This is a genomic window from Ignavibacteria bacterium, assembly GCA_036262055.1.
Lineage (GTDB): Bacteria > Bacteroidota > Ignavibacteria > Tepidaquicellales > Tepidaquicellaceae > DATAJP01.
On record DATAJP010000003.1, the window covers coordinates 552,597 to 577,150 of the forward strand.

19 protein-coding genes are annotated in these 24,554 nt (G+C 35.7%); 2 read left to right on the plus strand and 17 right to left on the minus strand.

What is annotated here, in order from left to right; translation table 11 throughout:
* Nucleotides 1-97 precede the first annotated feature (97 nt).
* From ligD (VHP32_09570) to VHP32_09600, 7 genes are all read right to left on the minus strand, one after another.
* A complete protein-coding gene (gene ligD, locus VHP32_09570) occupies nucleotides 98-1,000 on the minus strand; it encodes a non-homologous end-joining DNA ligase (GenBank protein HEX2788142.1) in 903 nt (300 codons plus the stop codon).
* A 192-nt stretch (nucleotides 1,001-1,192) separates the two neighbouring features.
* Complete coding sequence (gene ligD, locus VHP32_09575; GenBank protein HEX2788143.1) at nucleotides 1,193-2,176, minus strand: non-homologous end-joining DNA ligase; 984 nt, start codon at nucleotides 2,174-2,176, stop codon at nucleotides 1,193-1,195.
* Complete coding sequence (locus VHP32_09580; GenBank protein ID HEX2788144.1) at nucleotides 2,130-2,753, minus strand: DNA polymerase ligase N-terminal domain-containing protein; 624 nt, start codon at nucleotides 2,751-2,753, stop codon at nucleotides 2,130-2,132. The genes ligD (VHP32_09575) and VHP32_09580 overlap by 47 nt, the downstream gene beginning before the upstream one ends.
* A 13-nt stretch (nucleotides 2,754-2,766) precedes the next feature.
* Complete coding sequence (locus VHP32_09585; protein ID HEX2788145.1) at nucleotides 2,767-3,537, minus strand: Ku protein; 771 nt, start codon at nucleotides 3,535-3,537, stop codon at nucleotides 2,767-2,769.
* Nucleotides 3,538-3,687: 150 nt separating this feature from the next.
* Nucleotides 3,688-4,431: a TerC family protein gene (locus VHP32_09590; protein ID HEX2788146.1), complete on the minus strand. Its 744-nt coding sequence runs from the start codon at nucleotides 4,429-4,431 to the stop codon at nucleotides 3,688-3,690.
* 97 nt (nucleotides 4,432-4,528) lie between these two features.
* Nucleotides 4,529-6,634, minus strand: coding sequence for an elongation factor G (gene fusA, locus VHP32_09595; protein ID HEX2788147.1), 2,106 nt, complete (start codon nucleotides 6,632-6,634; stop codon nucleotides 4,529-4,531).
* A 57-nt stretch (nucleotides 6,635-6,691) separates the two neighbouring features.
* A complete protein-coding gene (locus VHP32_09600; protein ID HEX2788148.1) occupies nucleotides 6,692-7,552 on the minus strand; it encodes a mechanosensitive ion channel family protein in 861 nt (286 codons plus the stop codon).
* A gap of 185 nt (nucleotides 7,553-7,737) precedes the next feature.
* On the opposite strand from VHP32_09600, the gene VHP32_09605 reads away from it, so the two are divergent.
* Nucleotides 7,738-8,691, plus strand: coding sequence for a UDP-glucuronic acid decarboxylase family protein (locus VHP32_09605; GenBank protein ID HEX2788149.1), 954 nt, complete (start codon nucleotides 7,738-7,740; stop codon nucleotides 8,689-8,691).
* Between the two features lie 3 nt (nucleotides 8,692-8,694).
* Entirely contained in the window at nucleotides 8,695-9,261 is a 567-nt protein-coding gene (locus VHP32_09610) for a hypothetical protein (GenBank protein ID HEX2788150.1), read from the plus strand.
* On the opposite strand, the gene VHP32_09615 is transcribed toward VHP32_09610, so the two are convergent.
* The 10 genes from VHP32_09615 to VHP32_09660 form a co-directional block, all read right to left on the minus strand.
* Entirely contained in the window at nucleotides 9,258-10,160 is a 903-nt protein-coding gene (locus VHP32_09615; GenBank protein ID HEX2788151.1) for a PorV/PorQ family protein, read from the minus strand. The two genes, VHP32_09610 and VHP32_09615, sit on opposite strands and share 4 nt — an antisense overlap.
* On the minus strand, nucleotides 10,157-14,392 hold the full coding sequence (locus VHP32_09620; protein HEX2788152.1) for an LruC domain-containing protein: 4,236 nt from the start codon (nucleotides 14,390-14,392) through the stop codon (nucleotides 10,157-10,159). Before VHP32_09620 ends, VHP32_09615 begins: the two co-directional genes overlap by 4 nt.
* 247 nt (nucleotides 14,393-14,639) lie before the next feature.
* Nucleotides 14,640-15,509: a glycosyltransferase family 2 protein gene (locus VHP32_09625; GenBank protein ID HEX2788153.1), complete on the minus strand. Its 870-nt coding sequence runs from the start codon at nucleotides 15,507-15,509 to the stop codon at nucleotides 14,640-14,642.
* A 20-nt stretch (nucleotides 15,510-15,529) separates the two neighbouring features.
* Nucleotides 15,530-16,369 carry a glycosyltransferase family A protein gene (locus VHP32_09630; protein ID HEX2788154.1) on the minus strand — a complete coding sequence of 280 codons (840 nt, stop codon included), beginning with the start codon at nucleotides 16,367-16,369 and terminating at the stop codon, nucleotides 15,530-15,532.
* A 10-nt stretch (nucleotides 16,370-16,379) separates the two neighbouring features.
* On the minus strand, nucleotides 16,380-17,882 hold the full coding sequence (locus VHP32_09635; GenBank protein HEX2788155.1) for an O-antigen ligase family protein: 1,503 nt from the start codon (nucleotides 17,880-17,882) through the stop codon (nucleotides 16,380-16,382).
* A 5-nt stretch (nucleotides 17,883-17,887) separates the two neighbouring features.
* Nucleotides 17,888-18,862: a glycosyltransferase family 2 protein gene (locus VHP32_09640; GenBank protein ID HEX2788156.1), complete on the minus strand. Its 975-nt coding sequence runs from the start codon at nucleotides 18,860-18,862 to the stop codon at nucleotides 17,888-17,890.
* Between the two features lie 142 nt (nucleotides 18,863-19,004).
* A complete protein-coding gene (locus VHP32_09645; protein HEX2788157.1) occupies nucleotides 19,005-19,592 on the minus strand; it encodes an acyltransferase in 588 nt (195 codons plus the stop codon).
* Nucleotides 19,593-19,629: 37 nt separating this feature from the next.
* Complete coding sequence (locus VHP32_09650) at nucleotides 19,630-20,847, minus strand: glycosyltransferase (protein ID HEX2788158.1); 1,218 nt, start codon at nucleotides 20,845-20,847, stop codon at nucleotides 19,630-19,632.
* 1 nt (nucleotide 20,848) lies between these two features.
* Nucleotides 20,849-22,204: a flippase gene (locus tag VHP32_09655; GenBank protein HEX2788159.1), complete on the minus strand. Its 1,356-nt coding sequence runs from the start codon at nucleotides 22,202-22,204 to the stop codon at nucleotides 20,849-20,851.
* A 9-nt stretch (nucleotides 22,205-22,213) separates the two neighbouring features.
* Nucleotides 22,214-24,547, minus strand: coding sequence for a glycosyltransferase (locus VHP32_09660; GenBank protein ID HEX2788160.1), 2,334 nt, complete (start codon nucleotides 24,545-24,547; stop codon nucleotides 22,214-22,216).
* Nucleotides 24,548-24,554: the final 7 nt, after the last annotated feature.

Here is a 24,554-nt window from a genome sequence, read left to right on the forward strand (position 1 = left end):
TTTACTAAAAGCCCATGCAGAGAGATAAAATAAGATTCGAATATTTTAACACGGAATATTATTAATAAGTTCAATCACTACAAAAGTTTCTATGATTTTATGAGTTAAGATTTTTCAGGCATTTTTCGACATTAACGCCTTTCCCTAGAACGCCTTTAAATAAATCACCTTTTTTCTTTAATCTTTTTTGGATGGTTTTGATTGTGAAATCCTGTGGAGTGAATTTAGTCTTGAGCTCTTTCCACTCAAGAGGAGTTGATACGGTTGCTTTCGGTTTGGGGCGCAGACTGTAAGGCGCTGCAAGTGTTTGTCCCCTGCTGTTTTGAAGATAATCTAAATAAACTTTTTTCTGACGTTTCTTCGGACTTCGTTCCATGCTCGTGAAACCGGGTAGAAGGTCGTGAACATGCGATGCAATAACTTTTGCGAACTCCCGTGCAATCTCGTATTCATATTTATGATTCAATGGAACATAAATATGTAATCCTGTTGCTCCCGATGTCTTACAATACCCATCACACTTAGCTTTATCAAGAACTTCTTTTACTGCTCTTGCGGTCTCAATGACTTTATCAAATGAAATATCCTCAGGGTCTAAGTCGATTACAAGATAATCCGGCTTATCAAGATATTTTATTGTCGAACACCACGGATTAATTTCAATGCACCCAAGATTTGCCATATAAACAAGCGTTGCCTTGTCATTACAGACAAGATAATTTATGTATTCATCATTAGATTCAGAATATATCTTTTCTTTTTTGAGCCATTTCGGAAGAGTATCACCGACATTTTTTTGGTAAAAGCTCGGTCCTTTTATTCCGTTCGGGAATCTGTTAAGCGATTCAGGTCTGTTTTTTAGATACGGCAGCATATAATTCGCAATCTCATAATAATATTTTATCATATCACCCTTTGTGTACCCCTCGTCAGGCCAATAAATTTTATCAAGGTTAGTTACCTTAAACTCCGTCTTCCCTATTTTTATTTGCTCATCCATAAATTATTTCTTCTATTATTTAAAATGTCATCCCAGCGGAAGCTGGGATCCAGGCAAGCATTAACTAAGAATTATTCTGCCGATTTATTTAATATATATATTAAAGTAAGTTTTTATGATCCGAGCATTATTCCGCTTGAATGCTTTTGGACTAGATTCCAGCTTCCGCTGGAATGACAATTCTTCCGGTTTTTACCTCTTCTCTTCCCTTGTAACTTCTTTCGCTTTTTTATCTTCTCTTATTCCCATAAATACCGGATGCCGCATAACTCCGTCGGTTGTCCAGTTAGAAAATTTTATTTCGCATACAAGTTCCGGCTTCACCCATGTAACAGGCATGTTGGTTTTTGGAACGTCTTCAAACGGACTTTCCTTCTGCCTGAACTTTGTAAGCAAATTATAAGTATCTTTCAATGTCGCATAGTCAAATCCTGTTCCTGTATGACCTACATAAGTTAACTTTCCTTTTTCATAAACAGCCAGAATCAACGCGCCAAAAAACTTTCTGCTTGCGCGCGGCTCGGTATATCCGCAGATTACAACTTCCTGTCTCTTCTCGGTTTTTATTTTCAGCCAGTCATTCGACCTCGCACCTTCATAATAAAAACTCGTTTTCTTTTTTGCAATCAGACCTTCAAGCCCCTGTTTAACAGCGAGCTTAAATAATTTTTTGCCTTCGCACTCAACGTGGTCGCTGTATTTAACAAAATTCGATGACTTCGGAAGTATTTTCCTTAACAATTCTTTTCTGTCAATTAACGGCATTTGTTCCAGGCTGTATCCGTCAAGCCAGAGAATATCAAAGACATAATAAACAACCTGTCCTTCCCGAGTCCGGGTATAATTTTGCAGAAGCTGGAAATTTGAAACACCGGTTTCATCATCAATCACAACTTCTCCGTCCAGCACAACATCTTTTTTTATTTTTTTTTCAAGCTCTTTTGTAACGTGAATGTATCTGTCGGAATAATCCTGCTGTTTCCTGGATGTGAGCTTTACCTTTTTATTTTTTATTAAAGAAATTATGCGGTAGCCGTCATATTTAATTTCGAATATCCAGTTGTCTCCGTCAAATGCTTTATCAGTAAGGGTTGCAAGCATTGGACTTACTTCACGTGGGAACGGTGTTTTAAGAGATCTTACGCTGAGTACGTTTTTTCTTTTCTCTGTCGGCATTTTTATTTTTCAACTTTTCTATCGTAAGATTCGATTTCACTGATTTGTCTTTTTTTAAAATATCTGCATCAGTTGCATATTCATCATTTTTTTTAATCAGAAGCCATGAGTTATTTTCTTTTGCGCCTTTCATCTTTACAACAGCAAACTCCCCTTTTAATTTTTTCCCAAGCAAAACAATCTTTACATCGCCCTTGCTCAGCATACCATACATAATTTTCTCGTTTTCTTTTTTCGATGTCGTTCCTCCTTCAGGAATGTAAATTCCTGTATCCCATACTATAACTTCGCCTGCTCCGTAATTTCCTTTTGGAATTATTCCTTCAAAATCCCTATAGTCAAACGGATGGTCTTCAACCATCATTGCAAGCCGCTTGTCTTCAGGGTTCATCGAAGGACCTTTCGGAACAGCCCAGCTTACCAAAACTCCTTTCAACTCAAGACGAAAATCATAATGCAGATGTGAAGCTGAATGTTTCTGGACAACAAAGATTAAATTCTTATCAATAGACTTTCCGCCTTTAGGTTCTGTAGTTTCTTTAAAGTCCCGTTTCTTCTTATATTTTTCTAAAGCCATAATGAATTATAAATTATGCTGCTTTTTTCTTTATGCTTGATTTCAGCAATGTCATCAGGTTCTTTGAGCTTGTTGCCTTAGGAGCTTTTCCTTTTGGTTTAACTTTTCGTCCTTTAGCTTTTTGTTCAATTATTTTTTTCAATTCTTCTACATAAGTATCTTTATAATCTTTCGGTGTAAACTTATGCTCTAATTGTTTAATTAAAGCAATCGCCATATCAACTTCTTTAGCGCTGGTATGTCCTCCCTTGGGAATACCTAAATCTTTCGGTGAACGGATTTCATCCTGATAGCGCAATTGATTCCATATTATCATATCATCATAAAGCTTCAGAACGCCTATATGTTCACGATTTTTAAGGACAAACCTTCCGATGCCAACCTTTTTAGATTTTTTTATTGCTTCTCTTAATAGAGAATATGATTTCGTTCCGCCTTTTTCCGGTTCGAGATAATATGGCTTCTCATAATAAATTGAGTTTATTTCTTTTTCATCTATAAAATGCTCAATGTCTATCGAGTGCGTCTTCTCAACGCTGGCAGCCTCAAAATCTTTATTTGTCAGAACAACATAATCACCGTCTTTGTATTTGTATCCCTTCACAATATCTTTATACGGCACTTCCCTGCCGTCTTCCCGGCACACGCGTAAAAATTTTATCGGACATAAATCATCTTTATGAAGCATGTCCAAATCAAGCGTATGGCTTTGCGTAGCTGTATACATTTTAACAGGAATGTTAACAAGCCCGAAACTGATCGAACCTTTCCAGATTGTTTTCATTTTTTATATGATTTTTGTAAAGTTAACTTATTCTTACAAAATATTTAAACACAAAAAATTCACCAAAAGTTACCAAAATACACCTTTAAATAAAAAAAGCATTATGACATATTGCCATAATGCTTTTATATGAAATGATTTTTATAAAATTTAATCTTTGTAACGTTCTTTTAACTCCACAGGTTCGGATTTTTTTCGCAATTTTAAATTCAAAAGTTCAACAACGAATGCAAACGCCATTGCAAAATATACATATCCTTTAGGAACTTCGACGTGGAACCCTTCCACAAATAATAAAAGACCTATCATCAACAAGAATGAAAGCGCAAGCATTTTCATTGTCGGATGTTTGTGAATAAAGTCACTGACCTTGTTTGCAAAAATAAGCATTACACCAAGAGACAATAAAACAGCAATTATCATTATTGAAATATGACTTACCAATCCGACTGCTGTAATAACGGAGTCAAATGAGAAAACTAAATCAAGCAAAATAATTTGTATTATAACACCTGAAAAAGTAATCTTTTTCTTTGAAGCATCTTTTGCAGTTTCTTCCGCACCCTGAAGCTTTTCATGTATTTCAGTTGTGCTTTTTGCCATAAGAAATAAACCTCCGGCAATTAAAATCAAATCCCTTCCCGAAATCGGCCATCCGAAAATTGTAAATAACGGCTCAACTAAACCTACAATCCAGAAAATGAACAATAATAAAATAATTCTGAATACTATCGCAAGAGATAAACCGATAATTCTTCCTTTCTCCTGCTGCTCTTTTGGAAGCCGTCCTGTAATTATAGATATAAAAATAATGTTATCTATACCAAGAACAATTTCAAGAAATGTAAGTGTAATTAAACTGACATAAGTACTCGATTCTAAAAATATTTCCATATTGTTTTTTATTTAAACGCAGATTAACACAGATTTTTTTATGATTTTTCAAAAACTGTGTTATTCATATTTTTCATATTAATCAGTGTTGAAAAAATTATTCTGATGCTTTTTGCTTTTCGTATTCTGCAATGATTTTTGTTTCAACATCTTTCGGAACGTCTTCATAATGTGAAAACTTTCTCTTATATGTTCCGCGTCCCTGCGTCAATGAGCGAAGCTTTGATGAATAACCATTCATCTCCGAAAGCGGCATCTGGCATGTAATTTTTTGCAGATGACCTTCAGCTTCCATACCGGCAATTTTTCCTCTTCGTGAAGAAATATCACCCGAAACTGCTCCCATGAACTCCTCCGGGAAAACAATTTCAACATCATAAATCGGTTCGAGTATAACCGGCTTTGCTTCTTTAAATCCTTTTTTGAATGCCATTGAAGCGGCAATCTTAAATGACATTTCATCAGAGTCAACCGTATGATATGAACCGAAATGAAGCGTAGCTTTCACGTCAATCACGGGACAACCCACTAATACGCCGTGAGTCATAACCTCCTGAATTCCTTTTTCAACAGCTGGCACAAATCTTCCGGGAACAACACCGCCGACAATTGCATCGACAAATTCAAATCCCCTTCCTCTTGGAAGCGGCTCAAGCTTCAGATGAACATGCCCAAATTGTCCGCGTCCGCCTGATTGTTTCTTATGTTTATACTCAATATCACTTACAGTCGCTCTTATTGTTTCCCTATAAGGAATTTTCGGGTCTATTAAATCAACATCGAGATTATATTTATTTTTCATTCTCTGAACAACTGTCTGCAGATGAATTTCACCCTGACCGCTGATTAATGTTTGACCTGTCTCTTTATTGTATTGAACTACAAAAGTCGGGTCTTCTTCATGGAACGAATGAAGTGCAGATGCAATCTTATCTTCCTCGCCTTTTTTCTTGGGAATCAATGCAAGTGTAATATTCGGGTCAGGAAAAGTAATCTCTTTTAAAATCACAGGGTGATTTTTCGTGCTGAGCGTGTTATTAGTATGGGTATCTTTCAATTTAACAACCGCTGCAATATCTCCTGCAATAACTTCATTAGATTCTTTTCTGTCTTTACCGTTCATTATATAAAGCTGAGCAAGACGTTCTGATTTTCCCGTAGCTTCGTTAATCAAATCAAGTCCTGGAGTTGCCTTCCCTGAATAAACCCTGAAGAATGAAAGCTCACCGATATTTTTTTCAGAAACAGTTTTAAATACAAACAATGTCGGCTCGGTATCTTTCGCAGGATTTACTTCAACTTCCTGTTTTGTTCCCGGTTTGTAAGCAATTTCAGGTTTTCTATCGACAAGAGATTCCGTGTAATCGGAAATAAATTCCAAAATCGGCTTCACGCCGATTCCTTTTTGCGCGGCAGAGCAGAACAATGGAAATATCTGGTGCGTTCTTAAGCCGTCTGTTAACCCCTTTTTGATTTCTTCATCTGTCAAGCTTCCGTTTTCGAAAAACTTCTCGAGCAATGATTCATCTTCTTCGGCAATGTTTTCAACAAACATCTGATGATACTCATCAGCTTTTGCTTTCAAATGCGAAGGAATTTCTTCTTCTGTATATTCTCCCTTTCCATCAGTTTTGAATTTAAGCAGTTTCATTTTGGCAACATCAACAATTGAATCAAAGTTAGGTCCCGGGTTTGCCGGAAATTGCATCACAGTAACTTTTGAACCAAAGCTGTCTTTTAACTGATTTACAATTTTATCATAATCAACATTCTCCTGGTCGCATTTATTAATCACAAACATAATGTCATTATGGTAATGATTCGTGTTATGAAAACAAAGCTCCGTTCCGACCTCGCGTCCTTTGATAGCATCCACAAATACAAGCGATGTTTCGGTAACTCTAAGAGCTGATACAACCTCACCGATAAAATCCATAAAACCGGGCGTGTCGATTATGTTTAATTTAATATTTTTGCCTTCGGAATTTTTGAATACTGTATTCATTAAGGAAGAATTAATCGAAATTTGTTTTTCGACTTCATCTTTATGGTAATCACTTACCGTGTTGCCCTCTTCAATCTTTCCCATACGATTTATAACACCCGTCTGGAAAAGAACTGACTCAGCGAAAATTGTTTTTCCCGTTCCGCCATGTCCTATGATAGAAATGTTTCGTATTGTTGATGGAGAATATTCAGCCATAATTATTTGCTCCGTTATTTATTTAAACTATTTATTTAAAATTAAATTTTGAAAATATTATTTTATTACTTCTACACTTATTGGTTCTTTGCCCCCGCGCACAAACATCGAGCTAATCGGCATATTAATTCCATTCTTCTTTAGTTCGGAACTTATATTCTGCATCAAATCGCTCTTCACAAGAAACTGCGAACGGTCAAGCAAATTATTATCAACCCAGTATAAAACTTTCAGAACCACATAACTCGGATTAAACGAATCCATTATTATCATCGGCGCCGGTTCCTTAATAATTTCTTTTGTATCATCAACAACTTTTATAATTATATGTGTGGCTTTGCCGATATCAGAACCATAATCTATGTTCACAAGAAAATCAAACCTGCGTTTGCCGTCTCTTGTGTAATTTATGAGAGGTTTAGTGATTATGTTCGAGTTAGGAATATAAACATCAAATCCCTCAAACGTTTTCAGATGCGTGTATCTGATATTAAGGTCAACAATGTTTCCTGTAATGTCACCTGAAACAACCGTATCACCTGTTTTGAACGGACGATTGAATGCAAGAATAATTCCCGCCAGAAAATTTTCAATTATGTCTTTAAACGCAAAGCCAATAACCAGAGCTGATACTGCCGCACCTCCGACAAATCCGCCAAAGAACGTAGCCAGACCTACCGTTTTCATAAAGAACATTATACCGATAATTATAACAATCGTCTTAACTATGTTGCTTATAAAAGCAATAAGTAATTTATCTTCAAGCCGTTTGTTTAACCTGTTTCTTAATATCTTACATACAAAATTGGCAATAAAATAAAAAATAATTAAAATTAAAATTCCGATTATAAGAGACGGAATAAAATTAATTAAATTATGCCAATATTCTATTAACTTTTGGGTTATAAGGTCAAGCAAATATACCTGATATTTTAAGATTATAACTAAAAGGTAATGTTAAGATAATATTCATAATCATCATTTTAAAGCTATTTTAAATATAAAGAAAATAAAATTTGAGTAAGGATTATGAACTAAATTATTATTTTAATTATACTTATTTTAGCATCAATTATGAAAATTAAAAATTCTCTCCTCATCTGATGCCTGAACAAAAAAGAATTTTAATTACGGGCGCCGCAGGATTTCTTGGCTCTCATTTATGTGATAGATTTATTAAAGAAGGATGCAATGTAATTGGAATGGACAACCTGCTCACGGGTTCGATGAAAAACATTGAGCATTTATTCCCTCTCGAATCATTTCAGTTTTATTTTCATGACGTAACTAAATTCGTTCACGTTCCGGGAAAGCTCGATTACATACTTCATTTCGCATCTCCTGCAAGTCCGATTGATTATCTAAAGATGCCGATTCAAACTTTGAAAGTAGGTTCGCTTGGAACCCACAATCTTCTTGGACTTGCAAAAGAAAAAAAATCACGGTTTCTAATTGCATCGACTTCGGAAGTTTACGGTGACCCACAGGTTCATCCTCAGAATGAAGAATACTGGGGGAATGTAAACCCGATAGGTCCGCGCGGTGTTTATGATGAAGCAAAAAGGTTTATGGAAGCTATAACAATGGCATATCATACTTTTCACAACGTCGATACAAGAATCGTGAGAATATTTAATACTTATGGTCCGAGAATGCGTTTAGATGACGGCAGAGTTCTTCCGACTTTAATCGGGCAGGCAATAAGAGGCGAAGACCTTACGGTTTTTGGAGACGGGAAACAGACAAGGTCATTTTGTTACGTAGATGACCTCATCGATGGAATTTATAAATTGCTTATGAGTGATTACCCTTATCCCGTTAACATTGGCAATCCCGATGAAATTACAATAAATGATTTTGCTGAAGAAATCATTAAACTGACGGGCACAAAACAAAAAATTGTTCACGAAGCGCTTCCGCAGGATGACCCGAAGCAGAGAAAGCCGGATATTACCAAAGCCAAAAAGCTTTTAGGATGGCAGCCGAAAGTATCAAGGGCAGAAGGATTAAAAATTACTTATCAATATTTTTTAAATCAGGTTAACAGCGCCAAATAAACAATGGGTTCGTTATTTAAATCCAGAGAAGATAAAAAAATCGAAGAACAGCTCAAGCCGTTCGCTGAGTTGTTTCATCACAGCTTTAGGTCAAAAGAAGAAAAGCTCGAAGAATTAATAAAAATTCTTGAACACAGCAACTTCAATTCTGAACAATTAAATTATTATAAAATCAGAATTGAAAAAATACTTCACGAACGGAAAATCAAAGAGGACATTGAGCATTTTAATGAAATGGATGACCTTCCTTCCGAAAGCGACAGCTCAAAAATGGAATTGCTCGATAATTTCGAGCTTCTGCTTAATTCCTCGGAACTTACAAGCGAAGATGCTTACAGATACGTTAAGCACAGCAAAACAAAATCAATTGTTCAGATTATATTCGGGATATTATTAATGATTTTAGGACTTGGAATGATTGTAATGCCTGCTCCCAAAAATTTCGAGGTGTATACTATTTTTTATTTCACCAAAGACGATGGTATCACCGTTATGGATTTAATAGCCGGCTTAATAACTGTCGCCGGCATTCTTCTGATTGTTCACACCGTAAAAAAGCATCACCGCTAAAAACTTACGTTAAACCCAAACTTATTTATATTACCTAAATATTTATGAGTGTTAAAGCTGTAATCAATTCCAGCGTTCATGTATTTCACACCAATGCCTGCTGAAAATGAATTATACATTGTGCTGAAACCGCTTCTTAAGAAAAGCATATCGTTGAATAAAGCATATTCGCCGCCGATTGAAAAAATTTCATCCTTGTCGCTTTCAAATACAGCTTCCGGCGCAAGCATTAAGCCTTTAATCGGCTTATAAACAAATCCGAATTTTACTTTTGTCCTGAATTTATCTTCCTGCTTGTTCAATTTAACGACAGGACCAATCAAATCCTGAAACATTAAACCAACCGTCAACTGTTCATTTACGGTAGAGTATAATCCTAAATCCAAACCAAATCCCGTTCCGGAATAATTTGCCATTGAATGATTTATGAACTTCAGATTACCGCCGATATTAAGATTTTCAAGAAATAATTTTGTATATGAAAGATAAACCGCAGTCTGGTTGTTAGAGAATGTAAGCCCTGTCGGACCCGATTCATTCTCTACATAAGGGATATCACCAACATTAAGATATGCAACACCAATTCCGACAATGCCAAAATCAAAATTATGGGCTAATCCAAACGTTCCATAATTTACACCATCTACATCGCTGAATAATTTTGAATACATTCCGACTGCTTGAGTGCCTTTTATGTTTATCAAACCGCCCGGGTTATAAAATATTGCAGATGCATCGTCTGCAATAGATACAAATGACTGTCCCATTGCGGATGCGCGAACACTGAATCCGTTTTTCAAAAATGCTCCAGGTTCACCTCCGTCGCCTGTTTGAGCAAAAGAAGAAGTTGCTATAAAAATAAAAATGATTATTGCGAGAGTTCTTATATGCTTTTTCATCTTGCAACCCCCATCTTTTGATTTTTCTTATATGTATTTCCGTTGAGCTTTGCTTCGATGAAGAATAAATAAACACCGTTGGCAACTGGAACGTTCTTGCCGTTCTGTAAGTCCCAGGTGTAATCCCAATAAATACCGTTTCTTATGAAATCCTTCTTGCTCAGCTCTTTGACAAGTTCACCTCCTATATCGAATATTTTCAAATCAATCTCCTCAACATTCAAAGGTAGTTCTGCACGGATTGTTGTCCGATCTGTAGTAACGGGATTTGGATAATTAAAAATCTGACCTAATGCATCAGGTTGGTCAGGCGGAATATAATCCGATTCATCCCATCTGGTATTTCCTAAATTATATCCGAACGAACCCCAATGAATTTTTGATTCCGGATTTGAATTTGGAAATTCATATGTGCGGATAGTTTTATCAAATGAAGCAAGAACTATGTCAAGCTTTCCGTTATTATCAACATCACCGATTGCAGGTCCCGAGATTATCCATGAATCAAAAATATCTATTAAATTAGTATTCCTTGAGTCTATAGCGCCGTCGCTTTCAAAAACAAATGTCACACCTGTCATTGTCGGAACTATAACTTCCGGAAACTCATCGCCCGAAACATCAGCAATAACCGGAGTTGATAATATTGTCGCTGTTGAAACCTCCCATTGAGTTTCGAGAGTTTCAGCATTTAATGAAAATACAGTTCCGTCTGTCGATACTACAACTATGTCTTTTGTTCCGTCTCTGTTTATGTCAAAAACTACCGGAGAAGAAATAAAAGATTCTGCAATTTTTCTTTGCTGGAAAATACTTCCATTTCTGTTAATAACATAAACATATCCGCCGCTGCTTACAATTATAATTTTATTTGAATTATCCCTAAACTTCGATACAACGGGTGAAGCATAAATGATATTATCAAGTTTTAAAGGAAACCCCGATAAATCACTGCCTGTGTTTGAAATAACAAATAATGAACTGTCAATAGTACTGACAATGATTTCTCTTGAACCGTCATTAAATAAATCTGCAGTTGCAGGAGATGGCAAAATTAACAAACTTCCGAATGTATCAAATGTTTTCTGAAGCTGTCTTGGAAATCCCGGTTGAGTTCGCCCCTGCATATCAAACACAAATAACTTACCGTTACCTGAATATGCAACAATGTATTTATTCCCGTCATTTCTTAAATCAACAATTGCCGGAGAAGATTTAATTGCACCGTCAGTATTTACCGGAAAACCAGGTAAAGATTTTCCGACCTGAGTTACCCCGTATAATTTTCCATCATCGGAACCAAATATAATTGCTTTAATTCCGGGGGCATATGATGTGTCTACCGCAGCCGTTGACCGGATAATTCCTGCAGTCGGCACGGGGAATCCCGGCATTACATCACCGTTTGAATTGAAAGCATAAAACCGCGAATCAACACAACCTACCAAAGCTTCAAGAGTTCCATTATTATCTAAATCAACTAACTTAGGTGAGCCGAAAAATTTGTCGAGAGTATCAATGAAAACCGAAGAACTTAAAGAATGTTCTTCAAATCGGCTTTTATTCATATCGGTCTGCACATTAAATGTTGATGCATATTTTACATCATCATTTTCAACAATTCTTTTATTCCAGACTTTTGTGGTATCCGGATAATCATACCAGTCCTGATTCAGAAACTGTCCGCTTATGATAAATTCTTCAAACTGAGGATATGCTACCCATATCGGATAAGCAGGACCTTCAAGCGGCCATCTCCAGTCATATGGAAGTTTGTACCCTAAATCAAGGAAATATCCATATAATGGAGTATTCATAACAACATTATTATCTACATTCTGTGTATTTCCTGCGAGACCTGCAATGGATGCGATATGAATTTCATTTCCGAACTCAGTTATTATATAAGGGTCAAATGTTGAGGCTACAATCGATGATAAAGTATTTAAAGTATTATTTAAAATAATCTCAAGCTTTGCTGTATATCCTTTGACAACCCAATTTTGTCCGCTGTATGTATTGGTTGAAAATTGCCCTGTTGCCGGGGGGAGCGCCTGTTTTGTTGAAGGAAAAATAGTTGTTGTAAATGCTCCGCTTCTTGCCTGGTTTGAAAAGCTTAAATCCGATTTAACATTTCCAAGCGTATCATAAACTGTTAATGAAACAGTTGAGTTACCGAGAATATTTACCTTCTGGTAAAATGTATGATTAAACGAAGAGCCTCTTGCAAGCGCTTCATAATTAAAAACTATTCTTTTTATCCTATTGAGGGAATCTGCTTCCACGGATTGAATAATCGATGATACCCAGTCATTAACTTCCCAATCGTTCCATGCGCTGTTTTTCAAATCCTCAAATGCAACAATGTATTTTGTTATTTCTGCGTATGAATTACTATTTTTAACCTTAATGCCTGAAGCAGTTTGCGCATTTATGGTGTCGGTTCCGCTTATTCCGTTGAAAGCTGATGGAAACTGAAATGTAGTTCCGCTTTGTATCGCAGAACCGTTCGCATATAAGCTGTTTGCTGTTACGGTAAGACTGAATTTAACACTGTCAAATAAATTAAAATTAAATCCTTGCCAGGTTACTGACTTTTCTCCATCTCCTAAATTGGCAACAGTCCCCTGTCCTAAATTTCCCTGTGACGGAGTATTTAAATTGGAAGTAACATAATTAAATCCGTCGGGTATATTTATTGTTAGTTTTCTTGTCGTAAAAGTATAACCGTCATTATATGCATACCCCGTTAGAATAGCATTTGAACCGGAATAAACAGAGTCAACATTAAAATCAGAACCCATTGTTACACTATTTGGAATAACCTCTGTTGCATAAGACATCCAGCTGTCATACCAGTTTGTAACCGATGCTACTATTGGCTGAGTCGATGTTATCGCAATGTAAGGTTGGCGTGAACCCGATGTCAAAGATGCATACTTTGTTGTATTAACTTTAAAATCCTTATATCTTCCGGCATCAACTGTGAAGCTTGTATCTATAATACCTCCGTTAGTCGGCACATCCTTAAAAGTTACTGCTGTATTATATGCCGAATAAACAAAAATATGCGACCAAAGTGCCGTAAAATTTGCTCCCGTAAAGGGGTCTCTGCAGCTGCGCTGGTCACCGGGATAAGGAAGCCATACATTAAAATAAGTTGCTGCCTGGTCACCTTTGTTTGAAGGAGCAAAATTATACATATCCGACTTCCCATCAGAGCCGGTTTCAAGGTCATTTCCTTCAAAAATAGTAACCTTACCTCCGGTTACTGTTGCTCTAAACAGACTTATCTGACTTGTGGAAATCCAATTTGCATTCTGATATTGGCTAAGATTATAATTTCCGAAATTAACCCAGTTGCCGCTGCTTAATTGATCAACTTTAACATTTACACCATTATTAAAACTTACAATTCTTAGTTCCTGTTCATTGCTTTTTTCTGCTGGTATCCCGAAATAATAAAAATTGTCAAGCGTTGAACCGTTCGTCCCCGGTACAAAACTTCCGCCGTCTCTTGTTGCTCCGTTAAGTGAACCAATCTGGACTGTTACCGGTTTATTGGCATATAAAAGATAACTTTTGCCGTTTACTAATTTGTTTCTTCCTATGGAAGAGGATACATTGATTAAATCTTGTTTTGTATTCAATGTTATGCTGAAAACCTGGGGGGGATTATTTAGATTAACTCTCGCAATGCCTGTAGAAGTCTGGGTATTTGCCGATATATCATACAAGTATATTGTTGTATTATCCTGATATACAAAAGCATTTATGTCAAGCTTATTTGTAGATACCGGGGTAAAAATTTTAAAGAAATTTCCTTTCATAGTGTTGTTGATGGAAGGAATGAAGTCATGAGAATTTTCGGACTTAGTATATTGACCGACAATGACAGGCTTTGTTGCTGTAATTACAAAATAATCTCCGTCTTCTTTTCCGCCTTGGTCATCATTAACCGTGCCGTCTTTAATAAACCGCAGATAAGTCTCACCATGTCTGAGCATTCCCGTAAATGAATCATCATTGTCACCATCTGCATTATCGTCTGTTAGTGTAATGTAGGTGGAATCACTTGTAGCGGTAATATATATTTGAACATAACGGCTGCTGGAATATGCATTTGGAGGAACATATATCTGAAACTTTGTCCCGATACCTGAGGCGAGTGTTTCTTTGTTAATCCCTAAAACAAATAAAATTAAAAAAACAAAAAGGGTATATTTCTTCATGTAAATTTCATTTTTAATTTATTTTTTCAGGGGTTTTAATTTATTTCCAAACTTCTTTGGGAATAATATTTTGCTAAATCATTATTCCACTAAAAATTGCAAATTATTGTATAATTTATAATGGAATTTTTTTGTCCATAAAGTTATGTTTTTATACTGATTTCTTTTACATTACCGAGTAAACATCATTATAGCCCTACAATAAAATAATAATATCTATTCAATAATTCGCTGGTAATCGGTTTCATTAATTAATAGGATGATGGTGTTTTACTTTCTTGCGAAAAACATATTCTGTAATCTTTGTTTTTTCTCTTCCAAGCCGTTTAAAAATTGTTCTTATGATTCCTCCGTCTTTCACCATTTTTCTTGGTACTGTCCAGACTTTAGTTTTTTCTGTTTTTAATAATTTAATCTGTCCTATTTGAGCGAGCTGCATTGCCATCCATCCGTCAGACCAGAATTTTCTTCCGGTATTAAATCCACCAACTTTCAGTCCGTCTTCTTTTCTGAAAGCAAAATTAAATCCCATAACATTCAAGAAATCCCTGCGCTTTCGCCGCAATTTAAATAGAAGATTTGAAAATATTTCATACGCTGCCAATTGTCTGCGTGTCATTCCTTCATGCGGAACGAATGAATATTCACCATATACGCAAGTTACATCCGGGTTTTTTAAAGCGTCAACTAATTCATCGACCCACGTAGTAGGATATATGGTATCAGAGTCAGCGCATAAATGATATTTGCCTTTTGACACTTCTAAACCCATTTGTCTTGTCAGGCTTATGCTTTGCTCCGGCTGAAAAAATGATTTCACTCCAAGCTTATCCAGTATATATTGAGTCTTGTCAGTTGAATTATTATTTATTACTATAATTTCAGTCTCATAATTTGTTTCCAATTTTGATAGAGAACTTAATGTTCTTAAAAGATTTTTTTCTTCATTCCAAGCAGGTATTACAATTGAAACTTCCGGATTATCAGAGTTAAACCGCTTTAATTTATTTCGCAAAAAATCATAAAATTCCGTGTTATGTTTTTCAATACGTTCGAACTTAATAAAGTGTTCCTTTATCCATTCAGGAACACTGAAATCCGTTTTTAATATTTTCATACCAATATTAACAATATTTGTTAATACTTAATTTCTTTCTTGAAAATATATTCTCCTATTCTGGTGCTTTCTTTTTTAATTCTTTTTATAAATGATTTTCTTAAACCGCCATCTATGATTAATCTTCTTGCAAGCGTCCATGTTTTTGATTTATCCGATTTGATAACTTGAATTTTTCCTATTTCCCCAAGCTTCATTGCCATCCATCCATCTTCCCAGATTGTTCTTTCAAGATTGAATCCTCCGACTTTCAATCCGTCAGATTTTCTGAATCCGAAATTAAATCCCATAACATTAAGATAATTTCTTCTGCGTCTTCTCAGAGCAAATAATGTATTTGTAATCATTTCGTAAACCGCCATTGTAAACCGTGAGGTTTTGGGAGGCGGAATAAAAGAATATTTTCCATAAGCGCAAGTTACCTCCGGGTTTGCAAGAGTTTCTACAAAACCATCAACCCAAGTCGGCGGATATAATGTATCCGAATCGGCGCAAAGAATAATTCTTCCTTTTGCTTTCTCAAGCCCCATCTGCCTGGTGAAACTAATACCTTGAACCGGCTGAAAAAAAGATTTTACTCCGCACCTGTCGAGCAGTTCCTGAGTTTTGTCGGTTGAGTTGTTGTTCACAACAATAATTTCAACTTTATGCGGGCTCTCAATATAAGATAATGAATTTAGAGTACCCGCGAGATTATCTTCTTCGTTCCATGCAGGTATAACAATTGAAACATCAGGATTTTCCGGATGAAATTTTTTAAATCGTTCGGAAATATCTTTATAAAATTCCTTTGATAATCCGTCAACGCCTTTATACTCAAACAAACATCGCTTAACCCATGCCGGAACTGTAAAATCCATTACGCTTTATTTAAAGTTTTTGCTGTCTTGCTTCATCAAACTGACGGCATTTATTTACAATCGCTATAGCAACAAAGAAAAGTAAGCTTATTGGGTACTGCCCTATTGCTTCCTGCGGAAAATTCGCGAGGGCAAGACAATATATGACCGTAAGCATCCCCAAAGCATAACTCTTTAATAACTTATCTCTGATTCTGAAATAATCTTTTATACCGACATACAACACAATAAAGATCATCAACAATTGTAAAAACAATCCCACCCATCCCATTTCAACAGCGGTTCTTATATATCCGCTGTCAGGAGGGAAATTTGCAAGCGGAGACCATGGCGAAAATTTCTTGCCCCATTCACCTGTGGCACCCATTCCTCCGCCGAACGGATGAGTCTGTATATACGGCTGAATGAATGCCTGGTTTTTTACTCGCACCTGATATGACGGGTCATCAGCCGGACTAAAAGCTGATTGAAATCTTACAAGCTCAGGATTACTTGAAGGTATTTGCAGTAGAATGATGCCAATGAAAATCGTTCCTAACCCAAATATCACTAATTTTTTATTTAATGTAATTATTGTAATAAACAACAAAGAGGCAACAGGAAGAATAAACGCTGCGCGTGTGCTTGAAAAAAGCATACCATATAGCATAAATATTCCCATCAAAATATACATAACTTTTTTAAATCGAGAAATAGGTCCCGTTGCAAGCACAAAACAAAGCATACTCGTGAACGCAAGTGTAAACCCGAACACAAGCGGGTCACTGAAAAAAGAAAACTTTTTAAATTTTCCTGCCTGATATAAAAGCGCATACCGCTCTGAGGTTTCCATTACCCATCTCATCTCGAACGGCGCAAGCCCCACAAATTCCTGAATATAGCCGTAAATGGTGGCAAGCATCACTAAACCAATCCAGAGATAAATAAGAATAGTAATGAATTTTTTGGAATTGATTGCATACATCAGCATAAAATAAAATACCATAATTCCCGCCGCGCTTCTTATTGTATATAGCCATGCCATTGTGGACTCGGAGCTCGGATTTCCTCCCTGAAACAAATTATAGCAAATCCATATTAAAATTATTTTGCTGATTGGATTATCCGCGAAAGACCAATCTTTTTCATGTATCTGTTTAATGAACATTCCAAAAAACAAAATCACAATCAAAACGTCCATCAGAACGCCAAGCTGAACATCACCTGCAAGACGTTTTACTCCAAGTACAAAAAAAGATGTAATTATTGCTATAACAACCCCGACGCGCAAATTAAATAACGATGCAAACGCAAGAGGAACACCAATTATCAAAATTGTGAGAGCGACTGAAACTTCAAATCCTGTTTTGCCTATTGCAACACTCGTAAGAACAGTCAGCGCAAGAAGAATTAAAATCCCGAACCAGTTAAATAATCTTTCAAGTACAATTCTCTCATGAAGCCATTTCTTAGCTTTATCATATAAAGATAAATCTTCGTAACCTGTTCCTATTTTGACTGTAAAATCTTTCATTTATTTTATGAAACTTTTATAAAACTTGCACCGCTAAAATGCCATTTTAAAGTTTTAGTATAAACTTCAAGCTGATTTTTATCTTCTTCGGTTGATTTACCTGTCAGCTTGTGAATCAAAAACATTAGCGAATATTTTGCTATCCACAAAAACATATAAACATAAGTTCTCAATCTATATAAGTAATAAGTCATCAATGAGTAATGTTTTTTCAGAAACAAATAAAAACTTTTATAATTCTGAATGAACATTTCTGCTCTTCTTTGACGCGAGCTTGATTTTCCATAATGAATAATCTCAACATCAGGCAGGAACACTGCTTTAAACCCTGCCTTCTTCACTCTCATGTAAAAATCCATCTCCTCTGCATAAATCCAGAATTTATCATCAAGCATCCCGACTTTATCTGCAACTTCACGCGTGTATAAAAGAACAGCTCCGTATGCCCAATCAATTTCACGTTCTTCATTATGGTCCCAGAACGACATAAACGCATTCTTAGTGCTGTATTTACTTAAAAAATCTGCAAAGAATCTGTTCTCTATAAATGAACGCCATAAATTAAAAAAACTGTTCACGGATTTTTGAAGTGATAAATCATCATTCAACAGCTTGCATGTTAAAATTCCAACTCCTCTGTGTTGATTTGCAAAAATATAATCGAGCATTTTATCTATTGCGTTTTCAATAACAATCGTATCAGGATTTAACAATAAAATATTTTTTCCTTTTGCAATTTCAATTCCCTGGTTATTTGCAGGAGCAAAGCCGTTGTTTGTTTTATTTGCAATCAGTATTACTTCCGGAAATTCTTCCGCAACCATGTCAGCTGATTTATCAGGAGAATCATTATCAACAACGATTATCTCAAAAGAATATTTCTTTGCTTCATCATAAATCGACTTCAGACAATTTCGCAATAAAGCTTTCGTATTCCAGCTTACAATAATAATCGAAACGTCAACATTCGAACCTGTCATTTAAAAAAATAAAATTTTTATAAATAACCCAAAACATGTCAAGAAGCACAACCCGATTGCAAGATTTTCCCGAAGCTTATCCTGCGGTGACAACGGCTCCTCTTCGGTTTTAATTTTCTTTTTATTTACTTTTGGTTTCATATTATTTAGTCAGAACTTTTTCCCATTGTTTGGTTTCAAAATTATACTGCTTCAATAGTTTAGCTGGATTACCGCCGACAATAGAATATGGCGGGACATTTTTTGTTACCACGCTTCCGCCGGCAACAACCGAATGCTTCCCAACTGTTACACCCGCAACAATAACAGAGTTTGCGCCAATCCATGAATCATCTTCGATAACAATCTCAGCAGTCGTAACCGGCTGGTCGAGTATTGGAACATCCGGGTTTTCATAAACATGATTCAATCCGGACAGCACAATATTTTGCGCAAACATAATGTTATTTCCGATTTTCACAGGACCAATAATCACATTCCCCAATCCGATTCTTGTTCTGCTTCCTATTATCACATCACCGACACCATTATTCACCGTTGCGAAATCCTCTATAGTTGAATAATCTCCCAATTCAAATTTATTAAAAGGCAAAACATCGACTCGAGTCATACTGCAAATCTTCGAGCCCTTCCCTTTTTTGTGCTTAAAAGGATTTACAAACCATTTAACCCATAAGCGGGGACGCGCCTGTCCCTTAGGAATAAGCATCTTGTGAGCAAGTTTTTTCATTCCCGGATTTGAATCTAATTTTTCCTTTAAGCCCATATTATTTTTTACCTCTCAATTCATACACAAGGTTAATGGCTTTGTAAATTTCCTTAACATTATTTTCCCACGTATGCGATGATGCAAACTCTCTTCGCGCTTTTCCTTTTTCTTCATTATCTTCTTTTAATGCAAGTTCAATAAGTTTTACATACTCTTCTTTTGTTTCGGCAAGATAAGTATGGTTTGCAAAAATGCTCATTGCGACCGTTTTTGTTGCAACAGTTGGTTTTTCCATTGCAAGATATTCATCAATTTTGCGAGGATAATTTCCAATTGTAACCTCGTTCAGTAATTGCGGATTGATGCAAACATCAAAATAATTTATATATGATGGCAGCAAGCTTCCGTCTTTCGAACCAAAAAAATGAACGTTCTTCATTCCATGTAACTCGCTGTTTAAAAATCCATCGTCTTCAGGTCCGACTAAAACAATCTGCCAATCGGGTTTTGTTTTTGCAATGTAACTCAATATATCAATGTCTAATCTCAAAGTAAATATAGCACCGACATACCCGATTCTCGGATGCGGAATGTCTTTTAAATCCTTAGGCTCTTCCTTAATCAGATTTTTATCAAACAAACTTAAATCGCATCCCTGCCCGACATAAAAAGAATTTTTATTAAACTGTCTGCAGTAGTCAGCAAGATAAGTCGAATTCGCAACGGCAGCATCTGATTTTTCTATTAGCTCCGCTTCAATTCTTATTCCGTGAGCTTTCCAATAATCAACAGCAATCAGATTGTCCCTGCTGTAATAAATGCTGACCTCGGGTTTCAAATATTCCTGAAAGTAAAAACTTCTGAACATATCGCTGTCATTGAACAAAATAATATTTTTAAATCCAAGCTTATCCATTGCCCGTTTAACTTCTTTAGTGAAAATTGCATTATTTCTTTTATTAAAAAAATCAAAAAGCCAGTCGAATTTTATCCAATTAATTGATTTTATTTTTTTTCTCGGATTAAATTCCCATATATTCTCACCAACTTTTGCCAAATCTTTTTCCTGACCATCAATTATTCTTAGCCGTTTCTGAACTTTTTCATCATTCTTTCCCTTCAATACCGTTATTGTATCAAGCGGAGAATTAACATACAACACACGATTTTGCTTTGCAAACTCAAGTGCAATATTAATGCAGTTGCTGCCAATGGCATTATCCCACGCCTGAAGCCCCGTAACAACAATATCTCTTCCTTTTATTATATCGTTCAACTTAATCCTTATTGTGATTTTTTCTTTTAAAAAGTTTATTCAGCACCATATTAAAGCCATCGATATAAAATCTATACATATAAATAAATGTGTGATGCGTTTTTACTCCGATTTCTCTTTTAAGAATTATCTGATTAATAATCAAAAATATTACCAGAGCTGTGAACGTTCCGAACGCCGCACCTATTAATCCGAAATAAGAAATATATAAATAGTTCGATAAAATATTTACAAGCATTATAATTACAAGCAGAATAAAATTTACTCTCGGCTTCCCGATTGAGTCCATCACAACCCCAAATTGTCTCCCGAAAGGTTGCAACAGTGTTGCAAGAATAATTACTTGCAATATTGGAACTGCGCTTAAATACTGTTCGCCCGCAATTATGATTATTATTTCTTTTGTAAATAAAAGAGTAACAATCGTAACGGGTAAAATCATTGCAAGTAAGAGTCCGACCGAACGTTCATATAAATAACATACCGCTTCTTTGCCGTCAGTTTCGATTCTTTTTGCACTTTGCGGGAATACAATTGCCGAAACAGACGACAACGGAACTTCAACAAAGTTTGTTACACGCTGAGCAACATTAAACACTGCAACAGATGGAGGTCCTAATAAAATACCCAACATCATCTGGTCAACGCTTGTGTAAATCATCGAGCTGATATTAGTTCCGAAAACATATTTACCATAATGAAATAATTTTTTCACCCAATTCCACTCTATCTTTTTTGAAATCCTGAAAAACTTTTTTACAAATGGATATGATGTTAATGTTCCAAGTAAAGCCCCCGCAGTCATAAGCCATACAATTTCTGTTAACTCAATTTGATAACCGATTATCAATGCTACTAATATTCCCGTGAAAAATAAACCCTGCCTTACAAGACTGCTGTAAAAAATTCCCTTAAAATCCAGATTCGCCTGCTGAATAAAATTAAACTGATAAAAAGGAACAAGTACTAAAGTAGTTATCACATATAAATAAAACATCGGTTCAAGCGACGGAGAGCTCCAAAGGATGCTCAAAGGTTTTGCAGCAATAAATAACCCGGCAACTAAAATCAAAGCAATTAATAAATTCAAAGAGAACGAAGCGCTCAAGATTTTCGGATACTCTTCCGGAGTTGCTGATGCGCTATACTTTATTTGAGCGTTTTGTATCAGCCCGTTCTTGCTTACCTCAATTAATGCCGTCACTGTAAGGAACAATGCATACTCCCCCATTTGTTCTTTGGGAAGCATACGCACTAAAATATAAAAACTTCCGAATCCTGTCAGCAAAGTCGTTACTCTTTGCAGAACTGTATATATTCCAGATTTCAACCAATATGAATCTTTTGCAAATGCCATTAACTCTTGTCAAGAATTATAAATTTCATCATACGCTTCCTCATTTTTTCTGACAAGCACATTTATGTCAAATTTTTCCAAAACTGTCTTTCTTGCATTCTCACAAAACATATTAGCTAACTTTTTATCGGTATAAACTTTTAAAATACTATCAGACAAAGCACTATGATTATGCACAGGTATGGATAATCCGTTATAATTATTTATCAATGCTTCATTAGTTCCGGGTATATCCGTAGCAATGCAGATTTTTTCCATCGACATCGCTTCAAGCAGCCCAAGCGGAATTACCTCCCACAGTGACGGCAAAACAAAAACATTAATTGCATTCAGAACAGTTTTGACATCATTCGTGAACGGCATAAACTTTAATGAATCTCCGATGTTCAATTTCTCAGCAAGCTTAATGCATTTTTCTTTTAACTCACCTTCCCCGAACATTATAAATTTTATTTCAGGATATTTCTTAATGGCTTCAGGTATTGCTTTCACAAAAGTCTCAGGGGCTTTCTGATATGTAAATCTTGCTATGAAGCATACAATAAAATCAGTTTCGTTATAGCCCAGACATTTTCGATAGCTGTTATCCGAATCAAACGGCTTATATTCTTCCGCATTTATACTGTTATATATCAACTCAAAATCTCCGTCCTCATACAAACTCTTGCCGACGTTAATATCATTATGAGAGCCGCATATTGTCAAATTTGAGTTTTTAATTAGAAACCTCTCTGAAATCTGTCTGAGTTTATATGAAAGCATATTTATCCCCGAATGGAATGAAAATCCGTGAACGGTATATATTCTTTTTTTTTTACTCCACATGGCAGGTATAAGTGAATTAGTTCCTGCCCGCGTTCCGTGAATATGAAGGATGTCAATGCCTTCACGTTCCAAAATTTTTTTGACCCTGCTGTAAATAAAAAAATTAAATGGCTTAATGGTTTTAATTATAAAGGTGTTATAACCTTTTTCTTTAAGCTGATTAATCATATTACCCTCGGTAAAACTCAATATATAGGGTTCATATTTGGTTTTATCTATTTGGGTAACAAGATTGTAAAGATAGGTTTCACCTCCGCCGTAATCGCCCTGTCTTATTGTTGCAAGTATCCTGATTTTTCCATCCATTCTGATTTTTTTATCGGCAAGCACTTCATCAATTGTTAAATATTTAGTATGGACGGTTTCCATAAATTCTTTGTTTGAACGCTTGATGCGGAAAAGTGCAAGAATCTGATTGAACATAAACAATGGAATACCCCAGATTGATTTCCATACTTGCGGTTCAACCCTGCTTAATGCAAGAACAAAGAAAATATTCAACACGAATACTGTAAATGCTCCCGCAAAAATTAAAAAGAAATCAAAATTTAAAAAGAAATTTAGTGCCGTGAAAAAAAATGTCATCAATATCAAAATGAATAATGGCGGTATGAGGGTGCTTAAACCAAAATACATCTTGTTCCAGTTAAGGCTGAACAGACCTTTCAGCATTATGCTTGCGGCAGTTTTTGCATAAAGAAAATAAGAATTAATCCATCGTGTTCTTTGTCTTTCCACCTGTGACGCCGTTGAAACTTTTTCATCATAAACAATTGCATCACGCGCAAACGCAATAATGTTTCCGTCTTCAACCAAATCCGCCTGAAGAATTTTATCCTCCGCAACTATTACTCCGCCCTTGGCGTTTTCTTCTTCAAGCTTTCTCAGATTATTGAGATAGAGTTCCGTTTCAATTGTCATTCCCGAGCCTGCAATCGTAGCTGACGAGCGAATTTTATATGGCAAATATTTCACAAGATAATTATAGTAATATTCACTCATTGCATCGAGACATGCATAAATCGAATCTAAATTTTTTGGAGCTCTTCGTCCCTGCACTGCTTTATATCCGTTGTTCAGAAATTTGTTGGTAACTCCTAAAAATTTCGGGTGGGCAAGATTATCAGGATCAAAAATCGTTACATACTGATGCTGTCTTTTGAAGTTATCAATAGCATAAAGAATAGATTTAATCTTCGAACCAAGCTTGGATTCTGGTTTAAGAACAACGACTCTTTCATCATCAAATTTCAGCTTAGATACGTCGCATTCATCTGCGACAAGATATATCAGATAATTATCATAGTTTTGCTTGAGTAATGAATCGACTAAAGGAAGTGTTATTTCGGTTTCTTTATAGGCAGTAATGATTAAACCAAAGTCAAATTTTTGATTTATTTTGTTTTTTAAGCGCGGCTTTCTAAATAACAGAGATAGTATGACACTGAGGAAAGGGAATAATAAAAAAAATAGAATTAAAATCTGGACAGCATAAAATAAAACGGAGAGAACCCCCATAAGTTAA